The 19,452-nt window shown below is 65.5% G+C and carries 17 protein-coding genes; 3 read left to right on the forward strand and 14 right to left on the reverse strand.

Going from position 1 to position 19,452, the window contains the following annotated elements:
- Window positions 1-633: 633 nt before the first annotated feature.
- Window positions 634-1,674 (reverse strand): hypothetical protein, encoded by a 1,041-nt coding sequence (locus tag OCUBac02_RS07660; RefSeq protein WP_173044649.1) that lies wholly within the window; start codon window positions 1,672-1,674, stop codon window positions 634-636.
- Window positions 1,675-1,678: 4 nt separating this feature from the next.
- On the reverse strand, window positions 1,679-2,305 hold the full coding sequence (locus OCUBac02_RS07665; protein WP_173044651.1) for a hypothetical protein: 627 nt from the start codon (window positions 2,303-2,305) through the stop codon (window positions 1,679-1,681).
- Window positions 2,306-3,285: 980 nt separating this feature from the next.
- Between OCUBac02_RS07665 and OCUBac02_RS07670 the strand changes: the two genes are divergently transcribed.
- On the forward strand, window positions 3,286-4,302 hold the full coding sequence (locus OCUBac02_RS07670; RefSeq protein WP_173044653.1) for a hypothetical protein: 1,017 nt from the start codon (window positions 3,286-3,288) through the stop codon (window positions 4,300-4,302).
- Window positions 4,303-4,666: 364 nt separating this feature from the next.
- Here OCUBac02_RS07670 and OCUBac02_RS07675 read toward each other — a convergent pair whose 3' ends face one another.
- From OCUBac02_RS07675 to OCUBac02_RS07685, 3 genes are read right to left on the reverse strand one after another with little or no spacing between them, the layout of a single operon-like run.
- Complete coding sequence (locus tag OCUBac02_RS07675; RefSeq protein WP_173044655.1) at window positions 4,667-5,863, reverse strand: MFS transporter; 1,197 nt, start codon at window positions 5,861-5,863, stop codon at window positions 4,667-4,669.
- 41 nt (window positions 5,864-5,904) lie between these two features.
- Window positions 5,905-6,783: an SDR family oxidoreductase gene (locus OCUBac02_RS07680; protein ID WP_173044657.1), complete on the reverse strand. Its 879-nt coding sequence runs from the start codon at window positions 6,781-6,783 to the stop codon at window positions 5,905-5,907.
- Window positions 6,784-6,800: 17 nt separating this feature from the next.
- Complete coding sequence (locus OCUBac02_RS07685) at window positions 6,801-7,457, reverse strand: O-methyltransferase (RefSeq protein ID WP_173044659.1); 657 nt, start codon at window positions 7,455-7,457, stop codon at window positions 6,801-6,803.
- Window positions 7,458-7,551: 94 nt separating this feature from the next.
- On the opposite strand from OCUBac02_RS07685, the gene OCUBac02_RS07690 reads away from it, so the two are divergent.
- Complete coding sequence (locus OCUBac02_RS07690) at window positions 7,552-8,175, forward strand: TetR/AcrR family transcriptional regulator (RefSeq protein WP_173044661.1); 624 nt, start codon at window positions 7,552-7,554, stop codon at window positions 8,173-8,175.
- 216 nt (window positions 8,176-8,391) lie between these two features.
- Here the strand turns inward: OCUBac02_RS07690 and OCUBac02_RS07695 are convergent, their stop codons facing one another.
- From OCUBac02_RS07695 to OCUBac02_RS07735, 9 genes are all read right to left on the reverse strand, one after another.
- The gene (locus OCUBac02_RS07695) at window positions 8,392-9,618 is read right to left on the reverse strand and encodes a flavin monoamine oxidase family protein (protein WP_173044663.1); all 1,227 of its coding nucleotides are present in this window, start codon (window positions 9,616-9,618) and stop codon (window positions 8,392-8,394) included.
- Complete coding sequence (locus OCUBac02_RS07700) at window positions 9,615-11,165, reverse strand: cation:proton antiporter (protein ID WP_244639126.1); 1,551 nt, start codon at window positions 11,163-11,165, stop codon at window positions 9,615-9,617. The genes OCUBac02_RS07695 and OCUBac02_RS07700 overlap by 4 nt, the downstream gene beginning before the upstream one ends.
- A gap of 69 nt (window positions 11,166-11,234) precedes the next feature.
- A complete protein-coding gene (locus tag OCUBac02_RS07705) occupies window positions 11,235-11,882 on the reverse strand; it encodes a DJ-1/PfpI family protein (protein WP_173044665.1) in 648 nt (215 codons plus the stop codon).
- A 72-nt stretch (window positions 11,883-11,954) separates the two neighbouring features.
- Window positions 11,955-14,186: a xanthine dehydrogenase family protein molybdopterin-binding subunit gene (locus OCUBac02_RS07710; protein ID WP_173044667.1), complete on the reverse strand. Its 2,232-nt coding sequence runs from the start codon at window positions 14,184-14,186 to the stop codon at window positions 11,955-11,957.
- On the reverse strand, window positions 14,183-15,172 hold the full coding sequence (locus tag OCUBac02_RS07715) for an FAD binding domain-containing protein (RefSeq protein WP_173044669.1): 990 nt from the start codon (window positions 15,170-15,172) through the stop codon (window positions 14,183-14,185). Before OCUBac02_RS07715 ends, OCUBac02_RS07710 begins: the two co-directional genes overlap by 4 nt.
- Window positions 15,169-15,711, reverse strand: a complete 543-nt coding sequence (locus OCUBac02_RS07720) for a 2Fe-2S iron-sulfur cluster-binding protein (RefSeq protein WP_465247764.1) — start codon at window positions 15,709-15,711, stop codon at window positions 15,169-15,171. Before OCUBac02_RS07720 ends, OCUBac02_RS07715 begins: the two co-directional genes overlap by 4 nt.
- 48 nt (window positions 15,712-15,759) lie before the next feature.
- On the reverse strand, window positions 15,760-16,266 hold the full coding sequence (locus OCUBac02_RS07725; RefSeq protein ID WP_173044671.1) for a nuclear transport factor 2 family protein: 507 nt from the start codon (window positions 16,264-16,266) through the stop codon (window positions 15,760-15,762).
- Between the two features lie 104 nt (window positions 16,267-16,370).
- Complete coding sequence (locus OCUBac02_RS07730) at window positions 16,371-17,285, reverse strand: LysR family transcriptional regulator (protein ID WP_173044673.1); 915 nt, start codon at window positions 17,283-17,285, stop codon at window positions 16,371-16,373.
- 123 nt (window positions 17,286-17,408) lie between these two features.
- Window positions 17,409-18,398, reverse strand: a complete 990-nt coding sequence (locus OCUBac02_RS07735) for an aldo/keto reductase (protein ID WP_173044675.1) — start codon at window positions 18,396-18,398, stop codon at window positions 17,409-17,411.
- A 141-nt stretch (window positions 18,399-18,539) separates the two neighbouring features.
- Here OCUBac02_RS07735 and OCUBac02_RS07740 point away from each other — a divergent pair, with 141 nt between their 5' ends.
- Window positions 18,540-19,433: a LysR family transcriptional regulator gene (locus OCUBac02_RS07740; RefSeq protein WP_173044677.1), complete on the forward strand. Its 894-nt coding sequence runs from the start codon at window positions 18,540-18,542 to the stop codon at window positions 19,431-19,433.
- Window positions 19,434-19,452: the final 19 nt, after the last annotated feature.

Raw genomic sequence — 19,452 nt, forward strand, 5'->3', positions numbered from 1 at the left:
AAGACCAGGTCAGCCACTGGATATCGGACGCCTCACCTCGGAGGCATCCGATATCTAGTGGCTGCTCGGGCATCCGCCCCTGACGATCCCGGAACCGCCAGACGTATGATCCTCACCGCCAGCTACGGCGCCGTCCTCCTGCGGATCGCCTACGTTGTCGAGGCCATGGACAAGCTCAACTTTTAGAGCCTCGGCCTTGCGCGTGCACGACCGCGCCAATGTTATCGCCTCGCAGATCCCCGAGACCGCCTCAGGGTAGGCCTCTGCCACCACCGGCCGGAGGAGGATCGCCTGCATCGCCTGCTAGGCGGCGAATGGCGTTGGACTGGGCAGACCGACCGGAAGCCGTCCTGCCCTCGCGCCTTCCCATCGGGAGACCGTCCCAAGAAGACAGCGACGACTGTTCGCGTCAGACGAAACGGAGGAGCTCCGTCCCCGGCTCGCCCACCTCGCAAAGCTCGGAAGACAGAGGGCTCGCCAGAGGGCGCCGTCCAAGAGGGCCGGCCCAAGATGCCAGCCTCCCATAAACGAAGATGCCGGCCACGAGGGACCGGCACCAGGGAGGCGTCAACGTGAGGGAGGCCGTCCAAGGGGACGATCCATCCCGGGCGCCATGCTGCGCCCCTCGGCCGCTCAAGCCGAGGCGAATGCGGGGACCCAGTCGAAGCCCTGCTCGACGACGAGATCCCCAGGATCGGCGCGATCCCGGTTCTCCAGGACCCTCATGCCGAACGTGACGCCGATGGTCCGCTCTGGCCGCTCCCTCACGGGACGATCCGACCAGACCGCCCCAGGACCGGCCTTCAGGCGCCGGTAGAGCTCGGCGAACCCCGGCCCCAGGGCGCGCTTGTCTGGATCGGGCTCCCCCGGATCATCCCGGGACACTACGTCCACCAGCCGGAGGTTGATCCCGCCATAGAGGCCGGACTGGACCGACCAGGGCTCGGCGCCGGAGGCACCGGCCGCGGCCGCCGCGAGGCAGAGGTCCCGGGCGGCGGCCAGGCGCACGGCGAGCATTGTCGCATCGAGACCGCGCCAGCACAGCGCCGCGACGTCGTAGCCCGACATCACGTCGTCCCAGAAGCCGTGGACCAAGCCCTCGCACGCGAATGGCGCAATCCCGGCGAGGCGCCGGCGCTGCCACATCTGATAACCGGCGATGCGCAGCTCGCGCGGCACGAGGTCGAACCGGAAGTAGGGCGCGACCGTCGCGACCGCCGCACGCCCCGCCGGACCGAGGGCCGAGAGCTCGTCGCCGGCCGCCTCGGCATCCGACATCTGCAGGCGCTCCGCATCGGGATACCAGCCCTTCGGGACCTCGGCGTACGTCTTCGCGACGTAGGTCGCGATCGCCCGGTCGGACTTGATGCGCGCAGCCCAGGCCTTGGGGAAGTCCTTCGTCAAACGCTCGGCCGTGCCGTCGGGACGGGCCCGGATGATGGGCATGCCGAGGCGGCCGAGCGCGATGTCGACGGGGAGCATCCGGGGGATCGGCGGCTCCTTCCCCGTCGGGTCGACGAACCCGAGGGACTCGATCACCTCATGGGGCTCGAGCCTGGACATCGCGATGACCTGCTCCGACACGGGCTTCGCCCCCGCAAGAGGCGGCAGGCCGAGCTTCGCCCTCAGCACCCGACGGCGCAGGCCTTCCTTCGAGAGCTCGTTGGCGGACACGGCGTCAGAAATCCTGCTGCGCCAGATCGTACTTGACCGCCGCCAAGATCATGGCGCGCTGCTTCCCCGTCACCTTCAGGGGAAGCGGAGCCGTCAGGCTCGGCTCCGTCTGCTCGGCATAGGCCAGATGCAGACGCTCCAGGAACCGGTTGAACCCGATGTAGGCGCACTGCTGGTTCATGATCGCTCCCATCAGCTTCGCCGACGAGGTGATCTGACGCTCCAGCACCGCGCCCGAGATCGCGGACTTCGGCTTCGCGGCCTCGGCCTCGCCGTCCTCATCGTCCAACTCGGCCCCGGCGTCGTCCTTGCCGTCGCCCGCCCCCCAGTGGGCGACCCGCTTGCGCAAGGTCTCCTCGACCTGCCTCTGGAAGACGTCGGTCCGGCCGACAAGGAGGAAGACCTCCCAGATCGCATCCGCCACCTGGTCGGCGATCACATCCACCTCGGGGCCCTTCGGGACCAAGCCCGTCTCACGCGCCTTGCGCCTGTCGGCCTGATCGCCCATGACAGAGGCCGCATAGTCGAAGACGTCGGGCTTGATCTTCCCGAACTTCTGCTCGAGCGCGACCAAGCAAGCAGCACGCCGGCGATCGCGCGCATCCTTCACGAGCTTGAATTCGGCGATCATGGAAGCCTCCGATTTTGATTCTCGTCACGGAGTATAGCAGCCCTATACGGGCCCGTAGACCGGCGACAAAGAAAATTGTCGTTTTTGGATAAAATCGCCTCTCCTGAGTCTGTGCAGCCTTCGGAGGCGCTTGTAGGCCGCAAACAATATCGGAGCGGACCTACAAAGGGGACCTCTGTCGAAAATGACAGGATTCCGGCATACAGGGGATCAAAGCCTGCCTACCACGACAGGCTGTATGCCGACTACAGGCCGTTAAAGGCCTACGAACTGCGGTTTCACGCTGTCCGGGGCTCTACCACGAGCCTAAGAAAAAAACCCTCCAGTGCGTCCTGAAAAGGGCAAGCCCATCGCTCTACAACGCGCTTTTTCAAGGACTTACATTACAGGCTAGGAGTCAGAGAGCTACAACGCTCATAGCCTGTCAGAGGAGGGGAAAGGAGGGCACGACATACAAAGTTGCAGCACTGGCTTCTCCACCGCGTCAACTTCGTCGGAAGTTGCGCTCCCGCTTACTTCCCCGTGCTCTCCGAGGGGTCCTGCAGACGGCGGATCGGGGCGCTTCGCGGCCGCCGATCAAGGGCTCCCGAGACGGTCCAAGGACCTCAATCCCGCGCGTCTCGTTCCGAGCCGCACCACCCTGACAGGGCGGTGGCAGGTTTGTCGAGAGTTTAGGGGAATGCCCCGGCAGGTCGGAGGCGAAACCTCCTCGGAGCCGGGCCATTCCCGGCCTTTCAGGCCCAAAAGGCTGCCGCGAGGGGCCATCTGGACGATCCCGACAGGATTCGCCCGAGGCCGCCGCGGCAGGCAGAATGCGCTTGACACACTGATTCGCGCCTACGGGCGATCCGAGGATGACCATGGCCCGCAAGCCCAAGACCGAGCGTCTACCGACCGTCAAGCCGGTGCGCAAGAAGCGCGCTCCCAAGGAGCCGACGAAGATCGTCATCAAGGGTCACCAGACCTTCGAGCACCTAGGCATGATCGCGACGATGATCGACGGCGTCGTCCATTTCTTCGACCGTTCCTACGCAAGGAGCGTCGGTCGCGTCGAGAACATGATCGGCAAGACGATCAACGAAAATATCGTTGAATTAGAAGGATATGGAACACTTAAACTAGTAGTTGACGTGTTCTCCATAGGCGGGAACGGAGCCGAGATCCCGATGAAGGCATGCTGGCTCAATCCCGACCAGATGATGATCCTTCTGATGCTCTCCCGCACGCCGGCGGGCAAGGCCATGCGGCGCAAGATGGTCGACCTGAAGAATGCCATCCGCGACGGCCGCCTCGTCTACGCCGACGGCGGCCTCGTGACCTCCGAGCCCGCCAAGTCCGCAGGCACGGCCGTCGTTCCGGCCCGCTTCGTCCCCGCCCAATCAAGATGGTCTGACGAAGCAGAGTTCGACACGATCGAGGCCCAGGACAGGCGCGCCAGAGGGATCCACAATCCCACGCCCTTCCTCGTCGATACAAGGAATGCGCTCCGCATCCGCTACGACCACTTCGCCCGCCGCGTCGACATTCCCATGCGCAGCGTCTGGCTTTCGTTCAGGGACGCCCGAGACGCCCTTGCGAAGCTCGCGCCGATCCTCACCAGAAAGGAGGACGGTCCGCTGCCGTACTCCCAGATGGACGGGGGCTGCCACGAGGCCATCTACCTGACGCTCGGCCAGGCCCACCACTTGTGTCTGGACCTCGACGTCGAGCACCACTGGCAGTCCGTGATCGCGGCCTTCGAGGCGTACAACGCTTTCCTGACCGGCGAGACCGAGCAGGAGATCGCCTGGCGCAAGAGCCGAGAGGCCGATGCCGCGCGGCTGGCGGCGACGCCCACGACCTTCGGCCTGATCGAGAGCATGACGACCCGGACGGAAAGCGCCTCGGCACAGGTTTCGGGCAGCGTAGACGCTCTCGCCGAAGCCGTCGCAAAGATGTCGGGCCTCCTGACGGCAAGCCTCGAGCAGCAGGCGAAGAGGAAGTGGCCAGTCGCTTAGGACGAGCCCTTCTCTCGTGCCACGCAGAAAACGGGCCGCCCAAGGATCGCCCAGGATCCGTGGTCTCACCATGACCGAATCCGTCATAGCCAGCACAGCCGTCGTGCCCGAAACGAGCTCGCAGGATCATGCGGCCAACAAACTCCGCGACACGGGCCCCGAGATGAAGGTCCACCGCTGGCTACGCGATGGCACTGCTAGAACCTAAGGCGGAAGCCGATTGCCGGCCGCTGCCTTAGATAACCAGAATGCCATTGAAGCTAACCTCGCTCAGCTCTTTTGGTCTCTTGCGCGCCATCAGCGGACGATCGGTGCTTGTCCGGAGACCGACTCAAACTCGTGTGCCTCGCCGAGCCAACTCGCGTTATTTGCCGAGCTGTGCTTCTAATCCTTTTGGCGCCTGTCGGTCAGACAAGACCAGCAGCAGCCCCATCGTCGCAGCCAAGCCACCGATCAGGAAGATCGACGCATAGCCCGTTCGGTCGGCGAGCGCACCGGCAAGCGGCCCGGTCGCGCCATAGGCGAGGTCCTGGAAGGCTGCAAACCCACCGACCGCGGTTCCGCGCATATGAGGCTGAACGCGCTTGACCACCTCCGAGCCCATGGCCGGGAACACCATCGAGCAGCCGATCCCCGTCAGCAGGGCACCCGCGAGCGCGGCGTAAGGGCCGGGCGCGAGCCAGATGAGATACTGGCCGCAGGCCTCCACGCAAAGCGACGCGATCGCGACGGGCCGTCCGCCGATCCGGTCCGGGAGATGGCCGCAGAGCAGACGCATGGCGACGAAGCCGGTGCCGAAGAAGGTCAGGCCGAGGCTCGCATGCGCCCATCCCTTGCTCAACACATAGAGCGAGAAGAAGGCCCCCAGCGCCGCAAAGCCCACACCCTGCAGTCCGACCGCCAGGCCGGGGCGCCAGATCTGGCCGATGATCGTCCAGAACGACTGCCGCTGCCCAACGTGCGGCCCCACAGCCGGTAGCCGATGAATGGCGAGCAACCCAGCGATTGGCAGGAGCGAGCAGACGAGCATCAGCCCGCCGAAGCCGAAACGGTCGAGCAAGGCTAGGCCGAGCGGCCCACCGGCCGCGAAGGCGCCATACATGCCCATTCCGACGAGGGAGATCACCAGGCCGGAACGGGCCTGGCCCATCACGCCGATGGCCCAGCCGATCATACCGACCATCGCAACGCTTTCGCCGACACCGAGCAGCAGGCGCCCGGCGATCAGCACGGCATAGCTTGCCGTCGTTGAGAAGCCTGTCCAGCTGGCTGCCAGGCAGATCACCCCCGCCGCAGCATAGATGACCAGGCCGCGCTGCATGCACTGCTTGCCGCCGAGCCGGTCGGCCCAGGCGCCTGCCCGGCCACGGGTCAGGATCGTCGAGAGGAAAGCGATGCCGACCGCTAGGCCGCCATAGGTATTGTCGAAGCCCAGCCCCTGCACGACATGCACGGGCACGGCCGGCAGCGACATCGCGACGGTCAGGTAGGAGAGGAACAGTGGGCCCGTCAGGGCAAGCACGCGGCGATAGGCCAGATCGGGCCGATCCGTGTCGGTCATTTTCTTGATCTCTGCTTGGAAGTCGATTTCGCTTCCCGGGCTCAGGCGGCGTAGTAGTCCGCACGGTCGAGCTCGGCGATGAGGCTGGGGCCGGACGGCTCCCAGCCGAGCCGTGAGCGGGTGACTTCACTCGATGCGGCCATCGATGCCGCCACCATCATGGCAAATCCGCCAAAATGCTCGCGTTGCCGGGCTTCGACCGGGAGCCCGAGCTGACGACCGATCGCCGCGGCAATATCCCGGAACGGCACGGCCTCGTCGGCAACGGCATGGTAGACGGGCTCGGTCGCGCCCCTTTCGAGCGCGAGCCGATAGACCCTGGCCGCATCGGACCGATGCACGCCCGACCAGCAATTCGAGCTATCGCCGATATAGGCTGAGACGCCGGTTTCGCGCGCCAGACGAGCGAGCATCGCGACGAAGCCGTAGTCGCCGAGACCATGAACCGACGGGGCCAGCCGGATCGTCGCCGCTCTTGCGCCGCGCTCGGCAAGTGCTCTAGCGGCGGTCTCGGATCGTCGCGGGGAGCCGGATGTCGGGCGATCGGCCTCCGTCGCACCCTGCTGCAGTCCCGAGAGACCGGAACTTACCAGGAGCGGGCGATCAGAACCGAGCAATGCCTGTCCCAGCGCCTCGATGGCCCGTTCGTCCTGGGCGGCATTCACGGGGAACAGGGAAAAATCCTTCAGGAAGTCATGGTTGAAAGCGGTATGGACCACCGCATCGGCTCGTGACGCCGCGCTCTGGAGAACATCCAGGTCGTCGAGCGTGCCCGGCACGATCTCCACGCCATTGGCAGAGAGCGCCGACGCTTTCTCGATCGATCGCGCGAGCGCGGTCACGCGGTGTCCGGCCCCGAGAAGATCGGCGACGACGGCGGAGCCGACCCAGCCGGTCGCTCCCGTTACGAAAACATTCATGGTCGTTTCCTTGCGGCTTAGCCGATGCGCATCGACAATTCGACGTCCTCGGCGAAAGGGGCGGACAGGTAGCCTCTGCCTGACGCTCGCATGCGCTGCAGGTAGTTCGGGCTGTGATCGGCATTGTCCGCGACGATGAGCGAACCGGGGCGAAGGTTGCCTTCGATCAGATCGAGGATCTCGGGATAGAGCGACTTGGCGCCGTCGAGCAGCAGCAGGTCGACCTGTTCGGGCAGATTGGCGGCGAGCGTCTTCAACGCATCGCCTTCCCGGATCTCGACGAGGTCGGCGAGGCCGCCGGCTTCAAGATGCTTGCGCGCCTGAGCCACCTTGGAAGGCTCGAACTCGGTGGTGATCAGGCGTCCCCCGCCATTGTCGCGCAGGGCGGCGGCGAGATGCAGGGTCGAGATGCCGAAGGACGTGCCGAATTCGATGATCGTCCGGGCCCGGCTGCTCCGGGCGAGCATGTAGAGCAGCATGCCGGTCTCCCGCGAGACCGAAAGCCAGAGATCCTTCAGGCGACCATAGAGATCGAGATACTCGGTCTTGCTGCGCATCAGGCGCTCGCGCTCATCGCGGGAGAAGCCGGCGAATGCCGAGCTCGGAGCTACATCCGCCTGCGCGAACAGATGGTCGAGAAGAGGCGCCAGCGGCGCATCTGTCAGGGTCGTCATGGAAGGCTCCGAGGGAAAAAGGGTTGCTGCTTGTCTCGGAGCCGAAAATACGAATAATTCGTCGCGTTTTCTATTCGCATTGCCGGAGCGCGTCATGGCCGAGCGGCCAACATCCCGAATTTCCTCACGAAAAGCGCCGAAGCAAGCCCGCTCGACGGAGCTTGTTTCAGCGATTCTGGAGGCTGCTGTTCACGTTCTGGCGCAGGAGGGCGCGCAGCGCTTCACAACCGCCCGCGTAGCGGAGAAGGCGGGCGTCAGCGTCGGCTCCCTTTATCAATACTTCCCCAATAAGGCGGCGATCCTCTTCCGACTGCAGAGCGACGAGTGGCGGCAGACGCACGAGATGCTCACCAACATTCTCGGCGATGCTGCGAAGCCTCCGCTCACCAGGCTTCGCGACCTGGTTCACGCCTTTATCCGTTCCGAGTGCGAAGAGGCCGCTGTGCGAGGAGCGCTCGATGATGCAGCCCCACTTTACCGCGACGCACCCGAGGCGAAGGAGGCTCGTGCCGCAGGCGCGCGCCTGTTCAAGAGGTTCATGGAGGAGGCATTGCCGGTTGCCTCAGCCAGCGAGCGCGCACTGGCTGGAAATCTGATCATCACAACCATGAGCGCGGTCGGCAAGGAATTTTCGGAATTACCGAGGACCGACGCCGAGATTCAGGTGTATGCTGACGGCCTCGCCGATATGTTCTGCGCCTATCTCGGCGCCAACTAAACGCCTAGAAGAAGAGTTCAGCGAAGAACAGCGGAACAGCAATCCCTCTCTTCCACTAGAGCCGCTCCGGGCGCAATGCGCCAATTGCGGACGTTCGAGCCTCGCAGGAAGTGGACATTGCTAAGGCAGGGGTGTTCCTGACGGCTCCCGGCCAAATCCGTCCCCTGTCTAATAATACAATTGCGTTATACTGCGAATAACGAGATGTGCTAATAATTACTCTTCCAGCGAATTGAGGACAGCCTTTGCCGCGGCAAGGCCAGTTTGAAGAGCACCATGCGCGGTCGAGAAATCCTGTATCGAGCAGGCCTCGCCAGCGAAAAAGAGCCGGCCGTCGACAGCCCGGGTAAGCACCGCCCGCGCCTCCGCATGGCCCGGCAGCGCATGGCTGTAGGATCCTCGGACAAAAGAGGCTCGGCCCCAACGCGATTGCGCGATCGGCTCCAACCGGCGCGTGATCCCGGAGCCGAACAGCCGGGCCAGTTCGTCCTTCGCAAATTCGGTGAAGGCGTCTCCGTCGGCTTCCAACTCGCGCGCGGCCTCGCCGCCGACGAAGCACTCGATCAGGGGCCGGCCGAAAGGCCGCAGATGATAGGTCGCCGTTCGTTTCGAGGCAGGATTGCCCAGCACCTGCGTATCAGGCTCGAAGCCGTCGCAATCGGACAGCTTGAAGATGATCTTGTCCGCCAGCCCTAGCGGCAGCGCGGCGGCCGCGTGGATATGGTCCGCGGTACGCGGCGGCAGGCGGATCGCGCCCGAGGCCAGCACATCGGTCGGGACCGTGACAATGACGCGCTTTGCCTCGATCCCGCCGCCCGCGCTGGTCAGCCGCAAACCGTGCCCCGATGCGTCGATGCCGGTGATCGCCGTATTCAACGCGACCGGCACGTCCTTCGCCGCTGCGGCAACAAGGCTGCCATAGCCCTCGCTCACGCGCCAGTTCACCCCGGTCTCGGCATCGGCATAGGCGAGATAGTCGCGGATCGAGAGCTGCTCCAGCTCCGTGCCGTTGATATAGGTGCTGAGCGCTTCCAGATAAGGCGTCCAGCGATCCCCGGGGTCGAGCAGGTCGGAGGCGCGGTCGCTTGCGGAAGGCGCCTCGCGCAGGCGTTGCTCGAAGCGGGCGAAGGCCGTGCGGGCCGCCTGCTGATCGCCAGCAGGGAAACCGAGATCGCGGAACTGGACGCCCCATGGCGGCGCCGTGCGGTCGATATGGAAGCCGAGCTGCGGTGCAAGCGCGGCCCAGCCGTTGCGATCCGCCGAATGGAGCCAGCCGCAGCCGAGGTCGAAATGCAGGCCGTCGTGGAAAGCTGTCTGCGCCCGCCCGCCGATCCTGTCCGTCGCTTCGATCAAAAGCACGTCGAGCCCGGACGCGGCGAGGTACCGGCCGGCCGCGACGCCGGCCGCTCCGGCTCCAACGATCGCGACATCGAGCGGCCTCACGCGCTGCCCTCCCGCGGGGCGGCGCCGAGTTCCAGCCAATCGAGCTCCTCCTCGAGCCGATGGAAGGCGTCGTCGCCGATGTTCCCGCTGCCTCGCAGGTCGAGTGCGGTCTTTCGCGCGACCGCGAGCGCTGTCCGCCGTAGGGCGTTATGGTCCGTGTCGAGCTGCGCAGCACGCCCGGTCTGCTCCAGCATATCGCGATATTCCTGCCGGATCGCCGCCGCAGCCGAGGCCCCCGCCCCTTCCAGCGAGCCGATCGCGGCCTCCAGCGCCGCCCTTCGCGCGAAGGCGAACTCGCGATCGACAGGGTTATCGTCGCTGATCGCGAGATGACGCAGCAGCGGCGCCAGCGTCAGCCCCTGGATCAGCAAGGTGCCGACCACGACCGTGAAGGCACAGAGCAGGATCAGGTCGCGATAGGGGAAACCGGCGGGAAGAGCGAAGGCGGCCGCGAGGGTCACGATGCCACGCATGCCGCACCAGCCGACGACGACGCTGCCCTTGGCGTTCTCAAGCGAGGCGGCTTTCGCGCCGGGGCCGGAAGGCCGGCCGGAGAACACGGAAGCGAGGCCCCTATAGGTCGCGATCCAGGTCAGCCGCACGAGAATGACCGTCGCGAGGACGGCCAGCGCGATCCAGGGGTAATTGACCTGCTGCGCAGCATCCAACCCTTCCAGGATCGGCCGCAACTGCAACCCGACCAGAACGAAGGCGAGCACCTGGAGCACGAAGACGGTGGTTTCCCAGACGGCATAGGAGGGTATGCGCAGCCGCGCGCTGGTCACGGCCGGGGCCGTGCGCGCAAGCGTGATGCCATAGACGACGACGGTGATGATCCCCGACAGATGCAGCCTTTCCGCCAGGATCCAGACACCGAAGGTCGTGATGAACTGCACGATGATGGCGCTGGGCGGGTCCTTGAACAGCGCTAGCTGGCGGACGGTGGCCCAGCCCAGGAGCGCGCCGAGAACGATGCTGCCGAAAGTGACCAGCGCGAAGGCCGGCAGTGCACTCGTCAGGCTGAAGCTGCCGGCCGCGACCGCCCCGACCGCCAGGCGGTAGATCAACAGCGCGGTCGCATCGTTTAGCAGGCTCTCGCCTTCCAGGATGACGACGACGCGGTGGGGTGGCCGCACCCTGCGCAGGATTGCCGTGGCCGCGACTGCATCGGGCGGCGCGACGATCGCCCCAAGCGCAATCGCCGCAGCCCAGGACATATCAGGCACGAACCATCGCGCCGCAATGGCGACGGCAGCCGTCGTGAGGCCGATGGCGATGAAGACTAGGCTGGAGACTGGCAGCCAACTTCGGCGCAGGTCCCGCGGCGAGCTGTCGAAGGCCGCGTCAAGCAGGATTGGCGCGACGAACAAGGCAAGGACCAACTCCGGGTCTAACGCGATGCGAGGCGCATTGGGAACCAGGGCCAAAGCCGTACCGCCGATGGCGAGAACAACCGGATAAGGGATGCCGGCTCGTCGTGACCACGCCGCGAGGATCACCGCCCCAAACATGATGGCGAGGATCGACTCGAACAATACAATAGGCATGGTTCTATCGTTCATTGCCAAGCTGTCGATGAATCGGTCGCTCGTTCAACGGAGCTCGCACTGCTCGACTTACGAGCCTTTTTCCGAAGCTATGCCGAAGGGGTCATCGTCAGGGTCATCTCTCCAGACGTACTCCGCCCGCCGGGCTGTCTCTTGGGCCGTAGGTCGGTCATAGAGATGCGCCACTAACGCGAGCGCCATGTCGGTGCCTGCCGAAACGCCCGATGAGGTCCAAAACCTGCCGTCGACCACCCAGCGCGCCCGGCGCAGCCAGTCAACCTCGGACGACTGCTTCGCGACCCAATCGAAGGCAATCTTATTGGTGGTCGCTCGCTTGCCGTCCAGGATTCCTGCTTTCGCGAGTAAAGCGGCGCCCGTGCAGACAGATGCGATCCAGGCGGCACCCTCTGATTGCAGGCGCAAGAAATCGAGCATGGCCGGGTTGTCGATCTCTCGGCGCGTACCTTGCCCGCCCGGCACGAGCAAGCCATCGAGTTTTGGTGCCGTAGCGAAGCTGTGATGGACGCCGGCCGACAAGCCCTGGGATGACGTGACGCTTGCTCCGCTCTCCGAGAGTGCCACGAGTTGGTAGTCCGGAAGGCGGCCGAGCATCTGCACAGGGCCGAAGACGTCGAGTGTCTCGAACTGCTTGAACAGCACGATGCCGATTTTGCGCGCCTTGGGCGGAGCCGTCGTCGTCATATCGGGCTTGGTCATGTCGCCTCCGTGGTGACCCACCCTGTCACATGCGACCCGCATCCGACAGGGTGGCGATGCTCATTCCGCTCGTCACTCGGCGATTGGCGGAAGACCGGACAGGAGCTTGTCCAGCGTGATCGGAAACTGCCGCACCCGCACGCCGGTGGCGTTGTAGACGGCGTTGGCGACTGCAGCGCCGGCCCCACACACCCCGAGCTCCCCGACCCCTTTGGCGTGCAGCGGATTGGCCACCAGGTCGCGTTCTTCCAGGAACTGGATGTCGATGGGCGGGATGTCGGCATGGGCCGGCACGTGATACTCGCCGAGATCGCGATTGACGATCTTCCCGGTTCGCGGATCGTGGACCAGTTCCTCGGTCAGCGCGCCCCCGATGCCGAACACCACGCCGCCGATCGCCTGCGATATCGCGGTTTGGAGATTGAGGATGCGACCTGCTGCGAAGACGCTCGTCCAGCGCGAAACACGCACCTCGCCCGTAATCGCGTGCACTCGCACCTCACAGAAATGCGCGCCATACGATGTCTGGTTGAAGCGCTGGTTGCTCTCGCCGGGCTCGGTCGCTCCTTCGACCGAAAGCCCATTGCCGACGAGTTCCGTGATTGGGCAGCTGATGCCGGGAGCCGTGAGGATGCCATCGGCGAGTGTGACGGCATCCACAGACGCGCCGGCGGCTGCCGCGAGGTGGGCGCGCAGCTCGGCGCAAGCCGCATAAAGGGCAGAGCCGCTGGTCGTCGCGCCCCAGCTGCCGCCCGATCCGGCACTGCGAGGATCGTCGGTGTCCCCCAGACGAACCTCGACCTGCTCCAGCGGCACGCCCAGCAGGTCCGCCGCGATCTGCGCGAGGATGGTGTAGGTGCCGGTGCCGATATCGGTCATCTCGGTTTCGACCACGACCCGACCGTCGCCCTGGATCGTCGCGCGAACGCGGCTCGGGCCGAACAGATTGCCGCGTGCCGCTGCCGCGACGCCGTGGCCGACGAGCCAATCCCCGTCGCGCATGTGGCCGGGGCGGGTGTTGCGCCTGTTCCAACCGAACCGCGCCGCACCCTGGCTAAAACAGTCGACGAGCGCACGGCTCGAAAACGGCACATCCATCTCGGGATGGCTCTCGGGCTCGTTGCGCAGCCGCAGCTCGATGGGGTCGAGCCCCAGCTTCTCGGCAAGTTCGTCCATCGCACATTCGAGCGTCAGCAGTCCGACAGCCTCGCCCGGTGCCCGCATCGACACGGCGAGCTGCTTGTTGGTACGGACGACCTTGTGATCGACCACCCGGTTCTCGCCCGCATAAAGCAGATGCGTGGCGAGGCCCGCCGGCTCGAAGAAGACCTCGCCTTCAAGCTGGTCGGTGATGGTCTCATGCTGCACGAGGGTAAGCCGCCCGTCGCGCTTCGCGCCGAGGCGGACGCGCTGATGGGTCATCGGGCGTCGCCCGGTGGTCTCGAAGACCTGCTGGCGGGTCATCACGACCTTGACCGGGCGGCCGAGCTGCTGCGCGGCGATGGCCGCCGCCACCGCTTCCGGCATGACCCCGAGCTTGCCGCCGAAGCCGCCGCCGACGAAAGGCGACAGCACCCTGACCTGCGAGGGCGCAAGCCCCATCACCGTCGCAAGCTGATCGCGCGTGACGACCGGTGACTGATAGGAGCCGTGGAGCGTCAGCCGCCCCTCCTTCCAGATCGCGACGGAGGCGTGGGGCTCCATCGCCGCATGGTTCTGGCTCGGCGTCTCCCAGACCGTGTCGATCAAGTCCTCGGCTTCGCCGGCCGCCCGCTCCACATCGCCCTGCTCGGTATGGATCAGGAACAGGCCGAAGATGTCGTCCGTCGGAGGCATGGCGCTGTCGCGGGCTGCCATCATGTCGAAGACGCCAGGCCTGGATTCGAACGAGATGCGCACGCATAGCGACGCGGCACGCGCTCGTTCCAGACTGTCGGCCACGACGAGGCCGATCGGCTGGCCGAAATAGGCCACCTCGTCGACGCCCTGCACGGGCGCGGCGTCGCCACCGAAATCGCCGGCATTGCGGATCATCCGCTCGTCGCGGATCACCGCGAGAACCCCCGGCATAGCAAGCGCCGCGGTCGCATCGACCGCGGTGATGCGTGCGCACCCGACCGGCGCACGCAGCAGCACACCATGCACGACTTCGTCCGGGAAATGCTCGGCAGCATAGCGTGCAGCCCCCGACACCTTCCGAGGCCCGTCGATCCTCGCGATCTCCCTGCCGATCGTGGGTGCGGCAGCCCGGTCGAGCAGGCTCTTCTCGAAGGGCGAGTCCATCTTCACGCTCGCATCCGTCATGACTCGCCTCCGGTCAGCTTGGTAAGGCAGGAAACCAGCGTTTGTCGCAGCAAGGGAATCTTGAAGTCGTTGCCGCCATGGCCGGTCGCTTCGGCGAGCACGGCATCCGCGCAACGTTCAAACACCGCGACTGATGGCGCCCGACCGATCAGCAGCGCCTCGGCATCGCGATTGCGCCACGGCATGGTGCCGACGCCGCCGAAGGCGAGCGCGGCCTCGGTGATCCGTCCTTCCTGCACGGAGACGACGGCAGCCACCGAAACGAGCGCAAAGGCATAGGACGCGCGGTCTCTCACCTTGCGGTAGCTTTGCCGACCGGGAGTGGGAGGCGGCAGCACCACCGCGGTGATCAATTCGTCCGGCGCAAGACGATGGTCGATATGCGGTGTCTCGCCCGGCAGCCGGTAGAGTGCTTCAAGCGTGTGCGAGCTCGTTTGGCCATCCGGCAACCTCGTCTCGAGGCTGGCATCGAGGACCCTCATGGCGACCGCCATGTCGGAGGGATGGGAGGCGATGCAATGCGACGAGGTGCCCAGAATCGCCATGATGCGGTTGAAACCGCCGATCGCGCTGCATCCCGCACCGGGCTCGCGTTTGTTGCAGGGGGAGGCCGGGTCGTAGAAGAAGTAGCACCGCGTCCGCTGGAGCAGGTTGCCCCCGGTCGTCGCCTTGTTGCGCAACTGCCCCGATGCACCCGCCAGGATCGCCTGGGAGAGAACCGGATAACGCTGCCGCACCAGCGGATGTGCCGCGAGCACGGCATTCGTGACCAGCGCGCCGATCCGCAGCCCGCCCTCGGGTGTCTCCGTCACCTCTCGCAGATCCAGACCCCCGATATCGACGAGGTGCCGCGGCCGCTCGATGCCGAGTTTCATCAGATCCAGCAGGTTGGTGCCGCCGGCGATAAAGCGCGCTCCTGGCCGCTCGGTCGCAGCGTGAAGTGCCGCCGTCTCGTCGGAGGGACGGATATAATCGAAGGCGATCACGTGTCCGCTCCTTCATGTGTGGCGTAATGCTCGATCGCTTCGACGATGCGCGGGTAGGCGGCACAGCGGCAGAGATTGCCACTCATCCGCTCGCGGATCTCGGCGGCGCCGATCGCGGATGCAACCTCGGCACGATCCCCAAGATGGCTCGGCCACCCTTCACGCCACTCTTCCAGCATCCCGATGGCGGAGCAGATCTGGCCCGAGGTGCAATAGCCACACTGGAAGCCGTCCTTCGCCACGAAGGCCGCCTGAAGCGGATGGAGGTTTTCGGGCGTCCCCAGCCCCTCGATCGTCGTGATCTCGTCGGCCTGGTGCATGACGGCGAGCGACAGGCAGCTGTTGATGCGCCGGCCATTCACCAGAACGGTGCAGGCGCCGCACTGGCCGTGGTCGCAGCCCTTCTTCGTGCCCGTGAGTTGCAGATGCTCGCGCAGCGCGTCGAGCAACGTCACGCGCGCATCGAGTTCTAGATTGTGCCGCGTGCCGTTGACGCTGAGCGTCAGGGCGGCGCCGGAATCCGCTTCGATCCAGGACAAGAGGTGCCTCCTCTGCAGACGATGGAAAAGGGTCTTGCGGGTCGGCGCTCAGCGCGCCGGTACGGGCAGCGCCAGCGCCGCCTTGAAGCTCGGAATGTCGAGAAAGGCCGTGACCGCGACCACCCGGTCGTCCCTCACGGTCATGATCCAGAGATAGCTGTTTTTGTAAGTCGAGCCGTTGACGAGCTCGGCGCTGCCGTCCCAGTGGACCAGCACATCCGCGCCATCGGCCCAGATCCTGCGGACGCTGGGCTTCAGCGGCGTCGTCAGCCTCTCGGCGAGCGGGCGGGCCGCGCCGGCCAGTAGCGCTTCCCGGCTTTGATAGGTCCGCGCGATCTCTGGGTCGGAGCCGATGATCTCCCAACGTGCATCGTCCGTCAGCAGGCTGAAGACGTCGCCGTCCCCGCCGGCCCAACGCTCGAAGGCTGCTGCGATCACCTTTCGGTTTCTCTCCTCGACCGGCGATGCCGTGCTGCCGGTGCCGTGGGCTCCGCCGTGCTCGGGCGCGGCAAGCAGCAGTGTGCCGGCAAGAACCATTGCCCTGCGAAAAGCCATCGCTGCCGTCTCCATGGTCGCTGCGGATACGGGCGATAATGCCTGAGCTATTGCCCAGGTTCGTCTCCTAAACGTCGTGTCAGCGAGGACGCGCGATCGACGTCTCAGGCCGAGAGGCGCCCGAAATCCTGCTCGAAAATGAAGCGCTTGAAGGCCTGGACCGCCGGCGTCGGCCGGGCCGTCCTTGGCGAATAGAGAAAGGCCGGCCAAAGATGATGGTTCCAGTCCGGCAGCACCTCGACCAGCCGCCCGGCGCGCAGATGGTCGACGACCAGGAAGTCCAGCATCCGGACAATCCCGACATGGTTGAGCGCAGCCGTCACCAGAAGCGGCGCGTCGTTGACGACGAGCCCGCAGGCAGGCTCGACCAGCCGGCTCTCGCCGGCATCGTTCCGGAAAAGCCAGCGATAAGGCTTGCCCGTGACATCATCCAGAAGGCGCACGCAGTTGTGGCCGTCCGCCACATCGCCGGGCGTCTCGGGGACGCCATGCTCGGCGAGATAGGCAGGGGAGGCACAGGTGACGATGCGGCTCTGCAGGACAGCCCGCTTCTCCAGCCCATGGGATTCGGGCTCACCGAAGCGGATGGCCACATCGACGCCTTCGACGAGGAGATTGTCGATCCGGTCCCGGACCAGAAGGTCGATCCGCAAGCGGGGATGAGCGGCGAGCAGAGCCGGCAAGGCCGGCATCAGCAGAGCCGGTCCGAATGCGGCGTCTGTCGAGACGCGGAGCCGGCCCCGGATCTCGGCCGGAGAGGTCGGTGCCGCAATAACGCCAAGCCGCTCCAGCAGGGGCGTGACCTCTTCGAGGAAGCCCCGTCCCTGATCGGTCAGCTTGAGCGCCCGGCTGGTCCGATCGAACAGGCGCATGCCGGTTCGGTCTTCCAGCCGGGCAATCGACTTCCCCACCCCGGAGCGCGACAGCCCCACCTGGTCCGCCGCACGCGCATAGCTTCCGGTGTTGGCAACCGCCACGAAGACGGTGATGCCGGCAATGATCCTGCCGTCGAACAACATTGGCTTGGCCCCCAAAGCCTCTCATTGACGCATGCTGCAGTTTGGAAGTCGAATAAACAGCAGCATTGCCTGCAGGATTGCAATTTCTTGCTGTGCAATGCCGACGCCGAGGCCGGCAGATCGCTAGCGGTCAACCATGGCGAGGGCGGCCGCGCCGTAGCGCTCTCCGGATACGGCGAAGGCGGAGAGCGCCCCGTCGAGCCGCTCCACATCCTCGGCGGAGAGCTTGAGGCTGTCCGCGCGGAGGTTTTCTTCGAGATAGCTTCGCCGCTTCGTTCCGGGGATCGGAACGATGTCGTTTCGCTTCTGAAGCAACCAGGCCAGCGCCACCTGGCCTGCGGTGGCGCCATGAGGCGCGGCGATCTCGCGCACCAGATGGGCAATCCTCATATTGGCGTCGAAGTTCTCGCCCTGCAGGCGCGGATCGCCCTTGGCGCGAAAATCCTCGGCAGGATAGTCTTCGGCCCGCTTGGCCGTACCGGTGAGAAAGCCTCGGCCGAGTGGGCTGAAGGGAACGAGGCCGATCCCGAGCTCTTCGAGAACCGGCATGATCTCATCGTCGAGATTGCGTTCCCAGATCGAGTACTCGCTCTGCAGAGCCGAGACCGGCTGCACCGCATGGGCGCGGCGGATCGTGTCGGCGCCCGCCTCGGACAGGCCGAAATGAAGGACCTTCCCTTCTGCGATCAGGTCCTTGACGGTTCCCGCGACGTCTTCGATCGGCGTGGCCGGGTCGACACGGTGCTGATAGAGCAGATCGATCCGGTCGGTCTGGAGCCTCTTCAGCGAGGCTTCGACAACCTCGCGGATATGCTCTGGCCTGCTGTCGGCTCCCGCGAACAGACCCTTGCCGATGACGAATCCGAACTTCGTCGCGATCTGGACCTGCTGCCTCCGCCCCTTGAGCGCTCGGCCGAGCAGCTCCTCGTTGGTGAATGGGCCGTAGACCTCCGCGGTGTCGAAAAAGGTGCAGCCGAGTTCGATCGCGCGATGAATGGTTGCGATCGACTCCGCATCGTCCGGTTGGCCATAGGCATGGCTCATCCCCATGCATCCCAAACCGAGGGCCGAGACCTCCAGTCCCTGTCGGCCGAGTTTACGCCGTGTCAGCATGACGTTCTCCCATCTTCGCTGTGAAGGTTCGCGGCGGGCCGAGTGCGATGCACCCGCGCCGTACTGCACAAAAGCTCGTTCCGTCCTGCTTGGAAAACAACGGGCGATTATGGAAGATGGTCCGCCGCTTTTGGAAAACGCATGGACTGGAACGATCTCAGATATTTCCTCGCCGTCGCGAGAACAGGCAGCCTAACGCTGGCTTCGTCCAACCTCGGTGCCAGCCAGTCGACGGTCGGCCGTCGCATTGGCGAGCTAGAGAAGAGCATCGGCATCAGCCTCTTCCGAAGGCATCAGACCGGCTACTTCCTGACTGATGAGGGGAAAGAGGTTCTGCGTCGTGCCGAGTTGGTCGAAGACAGCGTCATGGCGCTGGAGACCGGCGCCGCGGGGCTCGACCGAAACCCGGTGGGAACAGTGCGGTTGGCCACCTCCGAGAACCTGGCCGTCGACCTCGTCATCCCCGCTATGCCCGCCTTCAGGGAGCGATACCCGGGCATCCGCCTCGAAATCCTGACCGGCACGGCGACGGCAGAGCTCGAGCGGCGAGAGGCTGATATCGCCCTTCGCGTCGTCAGGCCCGTACGAGGCAATCTGAAGATCAGGCGGGTCGGCCATATGACCTATTCGGTCTATGGCAGCAGAGAGTATGTCGAGCGTCACCCGGCTCGGGACGGCGATCCGCTCGGCGGCCGCCATGCCATCACCTGGGACGATGCCCACGCCCACCTGCCGGCCGCGACGTGGTTGGCGCGCGAGCATCCCGGCTGCAGGATCGCCATGATCACCAGCAGTCTGGCGACGCAAATCGCCGCCGTGCGAGCCGGGCTCGGCCTCGCCGTCATTCCCGATTTTCTGACGGTGAAGGACGACTTCGTCCGCGTGATCCCGCCGGAGCGATTGTTCAGTGCGGAGGTCTGGCTGGTCACCCACGCCGACCTTGCCGCGTCAGCGCGCATTCGGGCGCTGGCGGACTTCCTGTGCGATGAGGTGCTGCAACGCAATCGCGAGCTTCGCTTGCCCGATATGTCGTAGCCCGGACGACGGCGGGCCG

This window comes from Bosea sp. ANAM02 (assembly GCF_011764485.1).
Lineage (GTDB): Bacteria > Pseudomonadota > Alphaproteobacteria > Rhizobiales > Beijerinckiaceae > Allobosea.

Excerpts from the sequence above, each read along its gene's own strand:
- OCUBac02_RS07665 (WP_173044651.1), bottom strand. The coding sequence starts at position 2,305 with ATGATCGCCGAATTCAAGCTCGTGAAGGATGCGCGCGATCGCCGGCGT.
- OCUBac02_RS07670 (WP_173044653.1), top strand. The coding sequence starts at position 3,286 with ATGATCGCGACGATGATCGACGGCGTCGTCCATTTCTTCGACCGTTCC.
- OCUBac02_RS07675 (WP_173044655.1), bottom strand. The coding sequence starts at position 5,863 with ATGACCGACACGGATCGGCCCGATCTGGCCTATCGCCGCGTGCTTGCC.
- OCUBac02_RS07680 (WP_173044657.1), bottom strand. The coding sequence starts at position 6,783 with ATGAATGTTTTCGTAACGGGAGCGACCGGCTGGGTCGGCTCCGCCGTC.
- OCUBac02_RS07685 (WP_173044659.1), bottom strand. The coding sequence starts at position 7,457 with ATGACGACCCTGACAGATGCGCCGCTGGCGCCTCTTCTCGACCATCTG.
- OCUBac02_RS07690 (WP_173044661.1), top strand. The coding sequence starts at position 7,552 with ATGGCCGAGCGGCCAACATCCCGAATTTCCTCACGAAAAGCGCCGAAG.
- OCUBac02_RS07700 (WP_244639126.1), bottom strand. The coding sequence starts at position 11,165 with ATGCCTATTGTATTGTTCGAGTCGATCCTCGCCATCATGTTTGGGGCG.
- OCUBac02_RS07705 (WP_173044665.1), bottom strand. The coding sequence starts at position 11,882 with ATGACCAAGCCCGATATGACGACGACGGCTCCGCCCAAGGCGCGCAAA.
- OCUBac02_RS07710 (WP_173044667.1), bottom strand. The coding sequence starts at position 14,186 with ATGACGGATGCGAGCGTGAAGATGGACTCGCCCTTCGAGAAGAGCCTG.
- OCUBac02_RS07725 (WP_173044671.1), bottom strand. The coding sequence starts at position 16,266 with ATGGCTTTTCGCAGGGCAATGGTTCTTGCCGGCACACTGCTGCTTGCC.
- OCUBac02_RS07730 (WP_173044673.1), bottom strand. The coding sequence starts at position 17,285 with ATGTTGTTCGACGGCAGGATCATTGCCGGCATCACCGTCTTCGTGGCG.
- OCUBac02_RS07735 (WP_173044675.1), bottom strand. The coding sequence starts at position 18,398 with ATGCTGACACGGCGTAAACTCGGCCGACAGGGACTGGAGGTCTCGGCC.
- OCUBac02_RS07740 (WP_173044677.1), top strand. The coding sequence starts at position 18,540 with ATGGACTGGAACGATCTCAGATATTTCCTCGCCGTCGCGAGAACAGGC.